Source organism: uncultured Amnibacterium sp. (assembly GCF_964244015.1).
GTDB lineage: Bacteria > Actinomycetota > Actinomycetes > Actinomycetales > Microbacteriaceae > Amnibacterium.
In genome coordinates, this window is record NZ_CAXTHO010000145.1 from 1 (window position 1) to 6,778 (window position 6,778).

The following is a 6,778-nucleotide window of genomic DNA, read 5'->3' on the forward strand; positions in this document are numbered from 1 at the left end:
GAATGTCGGAAACACCCCTACTCGGGGCCTGCCTTTTTGATTGGCGCGACTTTACATTCGTCTTATCGCCTATTTAGTTTGGAAGGGGCGATACTCCACTCCACATCCTGAACGGGAAACCAACTCTCATGTCCATCACCACCGCCCTCAAGGCCCGCCGTGAGCAGCTCCGCGACCGCGAGGCCGGCTTCACGCTGATCGAGCTGCTCGTCGTCGTGATCATCATCGGCATCCTCGCCGCGATCGCGATCCCCGTGTACCTCGGCGTCCAGAACAGCGCGAAGGACGCTTCTGCGACCAACGATCTCGCGAACGCGAAGGTCGCGATCAACGCCGCCTACAGCGCGAAGAACTCGTGGACGGACCTCAGCACGACGGCAGCGACGAACACCACCGCCTTCAAGGACTACGGCTGGACCACCCCGACCGACACCACCCTGAGCGGACCCGTCGACGCGTCGAACCCGGCCAAGGGCTCGTCCACCTCCTGGTGCCTCAAGGAGGTCAGCGGAAGCGGCAAGTCCGTCTACATCACGCAGGCGACGGCTGCGGTAGTCGCACCGGCCACGCTGCCCACCGGCTGCCAGTGACCTGAAGCGGCTCGCGCCGCTCCTCACGCAGGCGGGCGGTCAGCGCACAGCTGGCCGCCCGCCTCGCGGTATCAACCACCATCTCGATCAAAGCGGGGCGAGCATGCGACGACCGACCGGGGACGCGGGCTTCACCCTCGTCGAAACCATCGTCGCGATGCTCGTTTTCGCACTTCTCTCCAGCGGCGTCATCGCCTCGACGATCACCATCTCGCGGATGAGCTCGGACAACCGGGCCCGCGTCGTGGCCACGAACCTCGCCGCGCAGGCGACCGACGCGGTGCGGCTCACCGCCGATCCCTTCCAGGTCCGGGACGGCAGTTCCACGCAGACCGTCTCCGGCCGTACCTACACCGTGGCCCTCAAGGCGGCGTGGGTCGACTCCACCGGCGTCGACGCGACCTGCGGTGCCGGAACCGCGCTGCAGTACAAGCGCATCACCGTGACCGTCACCTGGGCCGGCCAGGCCACCACGACCCAGCCCGTCCGCACGGACACGCTGCTCGCGAGTACGAGCAAGGTGACCGACGCGGACACCGGCGCCATCCTCGTCAGCGTCGTGGACTCGCTCGGCGCGGGGGAGAGCGGCATCACCGCAGCGATCACGCCCGGCACCGGCCGGACATTGACGGCGCAGCCCGCTGCGACCGACATCGACGGGTGCACCTACGCGAGATCGGTCTCGCCCGGGACGTACACGGTCAGCCTCACCGCCGCGAATCGCCGCGACAACCACCAGGTCACCGCGCCGACCTCCACCGTGTCGGTCGGCGCCGGATCGACCGCAACCGCCACGTTCCAGTACGACGTCGAGGGCCGGTACACGATCAAGCCCGCCTCGAACGCGCCGGCGGGCGCGCCGCCGCTCCTCCCCACGAACCTGACCAGCACGCTCGTCCCGGTTGGCGGTACCAGCACGGTGTGGCCCGTCCTCGTGGGCGGTAGTGCGACCACGGCGTCCGTCTGGCCGGTCGCCTCCGGCTACTCCGCGGTCGCGGGTGCGCTGACGGACGCGGCGGGTGCCACGCTCTGCGCCTCCTTCGACCCCGGCGCTTGGCCCGCAAGGGCCACCGCCCCGGCCCTGTCGGCGGGCGCACGGTCGGCCGGAATGCCCGCGATCTCCGGCGGTCAGGCGACCGTCGACGAGAAGATGGCCCTCGTCACGGTCGCCGCATCGACCGCCGCCTCACTGACCGCGATCCCGGACAACCCCGTCGCCGCGGTGACCGGCGGGAACCCGGGCTGTGCGAACACGGCGACCGGCACGCCACTGACCTTCGGGCCGGTCCTCAAGAACGGGTCGATCACGATCGCGCTGCCGTACGGGCGATGGAAGCTGTCCTCCTCGGTGAACTCGGCCCTCACCAGCGCCACGCCGACGACGAACCCGGTCGGCAGCGCCGCCCTGGTTCCCGCCACCACCGTCGGTGGCGTGAAGACGGTCTCCCTCGAACTCGACCCGAGGAGCGCGGCGTGAGCCTCCATAGCCGGTTCGCCGACCGCGCGCGGGCCGACGAGGGCCTCAGCCTCATCGAGCTGCTGGTCGCCATGGGCGTGCTCTCCGTCGTGATGGTGATCGTGACGAACCTGTTCCTGACCGTCGTCGCCACCACGCAGGCGGCGAACACCGCCCGATCCGCCGTCGGCCAGGCGGGCAACGCGATGGACGAGATCACCCGCGTGGTCCGCCTGGGAACCCCGAACGCGGTGTCGGGGAGCACCACCCCGGCTCCCGCCGTGGTGGCGGGGACGCCGACGGCTCTCACTGTGCTGAGCTACGTCGACACGACATCGGCCGCCCCGCTGCCGACCCGGGTGGCCTTCTCGCTCGACAGCGGGGTCCTGACGGAGACCCGGACCGCCTTCACCGCCTCGGGCTCCCTGGCGGTGATCACCTCCACCCAGACGACCCGGACGGTCGCCTCCGGACTCACCTCGATCGCGTTCGCCTACGCGGACTCCTCCGGTACCGCGCTCACCCCGTCGGGTACAGGACTCAGCGACCCCCAGCGGTCGCGGGTCACCTCCGTGACCGTGACGGTGACCGTCCCGAACCGCTCGGGAAGGACCGACGACCCGATCGTGCTCTCCAACACCGTGCTGCTGACGAATGTGGCGCTCGCACAGCGGGAGAACTCGTGATCCGCCGATCCCGCGACCACGCCGACCGCGGTGTCGCCCTGCCCGTCGTGATGGTGCTCGGCCTCGTGATGGCGATGCTGGTGGGCACGTCGCTGACTGCCGTCTCCAGCGGGCTCACCGTCTCCGACCGCGCCCAGGACACCACCGGGGCGCTCGACGCGGCATTCGCCGGAGTTCAGGAGTACGCCGCCCGGCTCAACACCGACTCGACCTTCCAGTCCTACGGGAACTCGCAGTCGACGTTCACGACCGCGTCAGGCAGCACGGTCACCACCCCCGCCACCACCAATCCGGCCCTCGGAGTCGGGTCCACCGGCACCTGGGCGACTGTCCCCGGCTCGTCCGGCACGGCGACCTACCGCTACGAGGTCGACAACAGCAAGTACGCGACGACCGGCGTGGTGAACCTCCGGTCCACCGGCCGGGTCGGTGCGGTGACGCGCTCGGTGGTCGCCCAGCTGCGGCAGAGCGGCTTCACCAACTACCTGTACTTCACCGACTACGAGGCGCCGGACCCGATCATCACCGGCAATCAGGCCTGCGCCGTCCACATCTGGGATCCGACCCACGTCGCCTCCTGCCAGATCACCCAGTTCGGGTCGAACGATGTCCTCCGCGGGCCCGTGCACTCGAACGACGTGCTCACCATCTGCGGCACGACCTTCGGCGACGCGGTCACCAGCTCGAACCCGAACACCCCGATCTCGTCGACGCCGGACGACTGCGGCTCGACCGCCACGTACGCCGTCGGCGGCGGCGTGACCTTCGCGCCGACGCTCGCCATGCCGCCGAGCAACTCGACGATGCAGCCGTTCGCCGCGTCGACAGGCTGCCTCTACACCGGCCCGACCCAGGTCACCTACAACGGGAACGGCACCATGACAGTGAGGAGCCCGTGGACGAAGCAGACGGAGCCGACCGGCTCGTCCGGCACGACGCCGGCCAAATGCGGAACACTCGCCGATCTGCGATCCAACTCCGGCGCGACCGTCCCGGTGCTGAGCAGCAGCCTCCTCTTCGTGCAGGACGTGCCGATCCAGTCGACCGACCCGAATTACACCTCGACGGCCAACTGGCCTGCGAACTTCACCTGCCTCGACTCGAGCGGAAATACGGCCGCGTCGAGCTCGGCGTCGAGCGGCGGATGGAAGTCCTTCGGCGTGCAGTACCCGCGCTCGAACGAGGCCCCGCCGTCGGGCTGGGGCACGGGGTCCTCCTGGAACACCACGTCCCCGGCCTACGGCTGCCGGTCGGGGGACCTGTTCGTCTCCGGGGTCGTCCAGGTGGCGGCATCCGGCCAGGGGGCCACGACGGCCGCCGCGTCCAACTACGTCTACGTGACCGACGACCTCACCTACAAGAGCAGGACCAACGACCTGCTGGGGCTGGTGGGGAACAGCGCGGTGCTCGTCTGGAACCCCACCTCCGCCTCGGTCGTGAACGGCAAGACCGTGTACCAGACGATCCTCACGGACCGCGATCGGGAGATCGATGCGGCGCTCCTGTCCGTGCAGCACACCTTCCAGGTGCAGAACCGCGACCGGGGCAGCGAGCGAGGCACCCTCGCTGTGTTCGGGTCGATCGCGCAGAAGTTCCGCGGCGGGGTCGCGCAGGTCGTCACCGTGAACGGCGTGAGTTCCACGACCGGGTACTACACGAAGGACTACCAGTACGACTCCCGTCTGGTCGGCGCCGTGCCTCCGTACTTCCTGGCACCCGCCTCCGCCAGCTTCTCGCTGTCGCGGATCGCTCAGGTCCCCGCCGCGTTCACGACCACGGGAGCGACGCCGTGACCGCGCTCGTGCTCGTCGAGGCCGGCGTGATCGGCCTCGTGATCGGGTCGTTCCTCAACGTGGTCGTGTACCGCGTGCCGCTCGGGCTCTCCGTGGTGCAACCCCGGTCGGCGTGCCCCGGCTGCGCGACGCCGATCGCCGCTCGCGACAACGTGCCGCTGCTGTCCTGGGTGCTGCTGCGAGGCCGCTGCCGGCAGTGCGCCGAGCCGATCTCCGCGCGCTACCCGCTCGTGGAGGCGCTCACCTCGGCGCTGTTCGTGCTGGCGGCGCTCCCGTCGGCGATCGCCCTCGACGGCGCGCTCACTGCGACGCCGCAGGTGCTCGTCGCCGACGTGCTCGTGCTGCTCGCCTTCCTCTATCTCGCGGCGATCTCGATCGCCCTCGCGGCGATCGACCTGGACGTGCACCGACTGCCCGACGCCCTGGTCCTGCCGGGGTACGCCGTCGGTGCGGCGCTGTTCCTCGCCGCCGACCTGCTGCGGGGCGACCTCGTCTCGATCGGTACCGCAGCCGCGGGTGCCGGTGCGGCTGTGCTGCTCTACGCCGTGCTCTGGTTCGTGAAGCCCGGAGGGATGGGGCTCGGCGACGTGAAGCTGGCGGGCGTCCTCGGCCTGTTCCTCGGTCAGCTCGGCGTGGCCCAGCTCACCGTGGGCATCGCGGCCGGGTTCCTGCTCGGCGGCGTCTTCGGCGTCGTCCTGATCGCGATCGGCCGGGCGAAGCGCGGCACCGGGATCCCGTTCGGCCCGTGGATGCTCGCCGGCGCGTGGGTCGGCGTGGCCGCCGGCGCCCCGCTCGCCGACGGCTACCTCCGGCTGGTCGGCCTCACGTGACCTGTTCAGGCGTTCCTCGAAGTGGGAACTGCCGCGCCACCCCCGCCACCTGGACACTGACAGCAGACCCCTCGCGAGCGAAAGCGAACTCATGACCAAGACGATCGTCGGCCTCGACTTCGGCCACGGCGTGATCCGCGCTGCCGAGGTGCTGCCCGAGCACGGCCACCATGCCGCGGAACTCGTCCGGTACCACGAGGTCCGCGTGCCGCTCGAGGCGATCCGCGAAGGCGTCGTCGCCGACGAGGACGCGGTCGTTGGGGCGCTGGAGAACCTCCGCGGTGCAGCGGGCTTCGGCACGAAGCGGGTGGTGCTCGGCATCGGCAGCCAGCAGGTGCTGATCCGCGAGCTGATCCTGCCCGACATGCCGCTGCAGCACATCCGCGAGGCGCTGCCGTTCCGCGCGCAGGACCTGCTGCCGCTCCCCGCGTCCGAGGCCGTGCTCGACTTCTACCCGATCGAGGAGATGGAGGACACGGACGGCCCGGCCATCCGCGGGCTGCTCGTCGCGGCGACCAAGGAGTCGGTGCTCACCAACATCCGCTCGGCGAACCGCGCCGGGTTCAAGGTCGTGGACGTCGACCTCATCCCGTTCGCCGTCATCCGCGCGCAGTCGGCCGCCGAACGCGACGGCATCAAGCTGTTCGTCCACGTCGGCGCGACCTCGACGAGCGTGGTGGTCACGGATCGGGGTGTCCCGCAGTTCGTCCGCATGCTGCCGAACGGCGGGCACGACCTGACCCAGGCGCTGGTCGACCAGCTCGGCCTCCGGATGGATCGCGCCGACGACCTGAAGCGCCGCTACGGCATCCGTGCAGATGCCGCGGATCCGCAGTCGGAGTTCGTCGCCCGCGTGAACGCCGAGGGCGCGAGGGACATCGTGCAGGCCGCACGGTCGACGGTCGCGTTCTACGAGAAATCCGGCCAGGAGCAGCGGAGCCCGGTGGAGGGAGTGGTCCTGAGCGGCGGCGGCGCCCTGCTGCGCGGGCTCGCCGAGGAGATCGCGGACGCCACCGGCCTGCCCGTGGTCACCGGCCACCCGAACGCGGGCGTGCTCGTCGGCCCCCGCGTCGACGAGGTCGCGCTCCTCGCCGCCGGCATGACACCGGCGGTCGCCGTCGGACTGGCCCTCAGGAGCGTCCGATGAGCACCAAGCCCTCCACGCCGGGTCGCCCGTCCGTGCTCAACCGGCTTCGCCCGCCCGTCGAGGTCAAGCGCACCGCGCACGTGGGTATCGGTGGTATACCGCGTGTGTCGCTACTGCCAGGCGAGATCCGCGATGCGGGGGCGACGGCGCGGCACCGCCGGGTGCTCGTCGCGCTGGTCGCTGCGTCGGCGATCGTCGCAGCGGCCGTCATCGTCGCCGCGGGCGGAGCGAACACCGATGCGCAGCGCCGCCTCGCGGCAGCGAACACCCAGACGC

Annotated in this window: 7 protein-coding genes; all 7 read left to right on the forward strand. The window is 70.5% G+C overall.

The window, feature by feature from the left end:
* The first annotated feature begins 128 nt into the window (after nt 1-128).
* Nucleotides 129-590 carry a type II secretion system protein gene (locus ACFE67_RS13330; RefSeq protein WP_375407361.1) on the forward strand — a complete coding sequence of 154 codons (462 nt, stop codon included), beginning with the start codon at nt 129-131 and terminating at the stop codon, nt 588-590.
* Between the two features lie 103 nt (nt 591-693).
* A complete protein-coding gene (locus ACFE67_RS13335) occupies nt 694-2,067 on the forward strand; it encodes a prepilin-type N-terminal cleavage/methylation domain-containing protein (protein ID WP_375407362.1) in 1,374 nt (457 codons plus the stop codon).
* Nucleotides 2,064-2,732: a type II secretion system protein J gene (locus ACFE67_RS13340; protein ID WP_375407363.1), complete on the forward strand. Its 669-nt coding sequence runs from the start codon at nt 2,064-2,066 to the stop codon at nt 2,730-2,732. The genes ACFE67_RS13335 and ACFE67_RS13340 overlap by 4 nt, the downstream gene beginning before the upstream one ends.
* Nucleotides 2,729-4,525 (forward strand): hypothetical protein, encoded by a 1,797-nt coding sequence (locus ACFE67_RS13345; protein ID WP_375407364.1) that lies wholly within the window; start codon nt 2,729-2,731, stop codon nt 4,523-4,525. Before ACFE67_RS13340 ends, ACFE67_RS13345 begins: the two co-directional genes overlap by 4 nt.
* The gene (locus ACFE67_RS13350) at nt 4,522-5,355 is read left to right on the forward strand and encodes a prepilin peptidase (protein WP_375407365.1); all 834 of its coding nucleotides are present in this window, start codon (nt 4,522-4,524) and stop codon (nt 5,353-5,355) included. Before ACFE67_RS13345 ends, ACFE67_RS13350 begins: the two co-directional genes overlap by 4 nt.
* A 91-nt stretch (nt 5,356-5,446) precedes the next feature.
* The gene (gene pilM, locus ACFE67_RS13355; RefSeq protein ID WP_375407366.1) at nt 5,447-6,502 is read left to right on the forward strand and encodes a type IV pilus assembly protein PilM; all 1,056 of its coding nucleotides are present in this window, start codon (nt 5,447-5,449) and stop codon (nt 6,500-6,502) included.
* The coding region (locus ACFE67_RS13360) for a hypothetical protein (protein WP_375407367.1) at nt 6,499-6,778 on the forward strand (280 nt) is incomplete at its 3' end. The genes pilM and ACFE67_RS13360, both read left to right, overlap by 4 nt.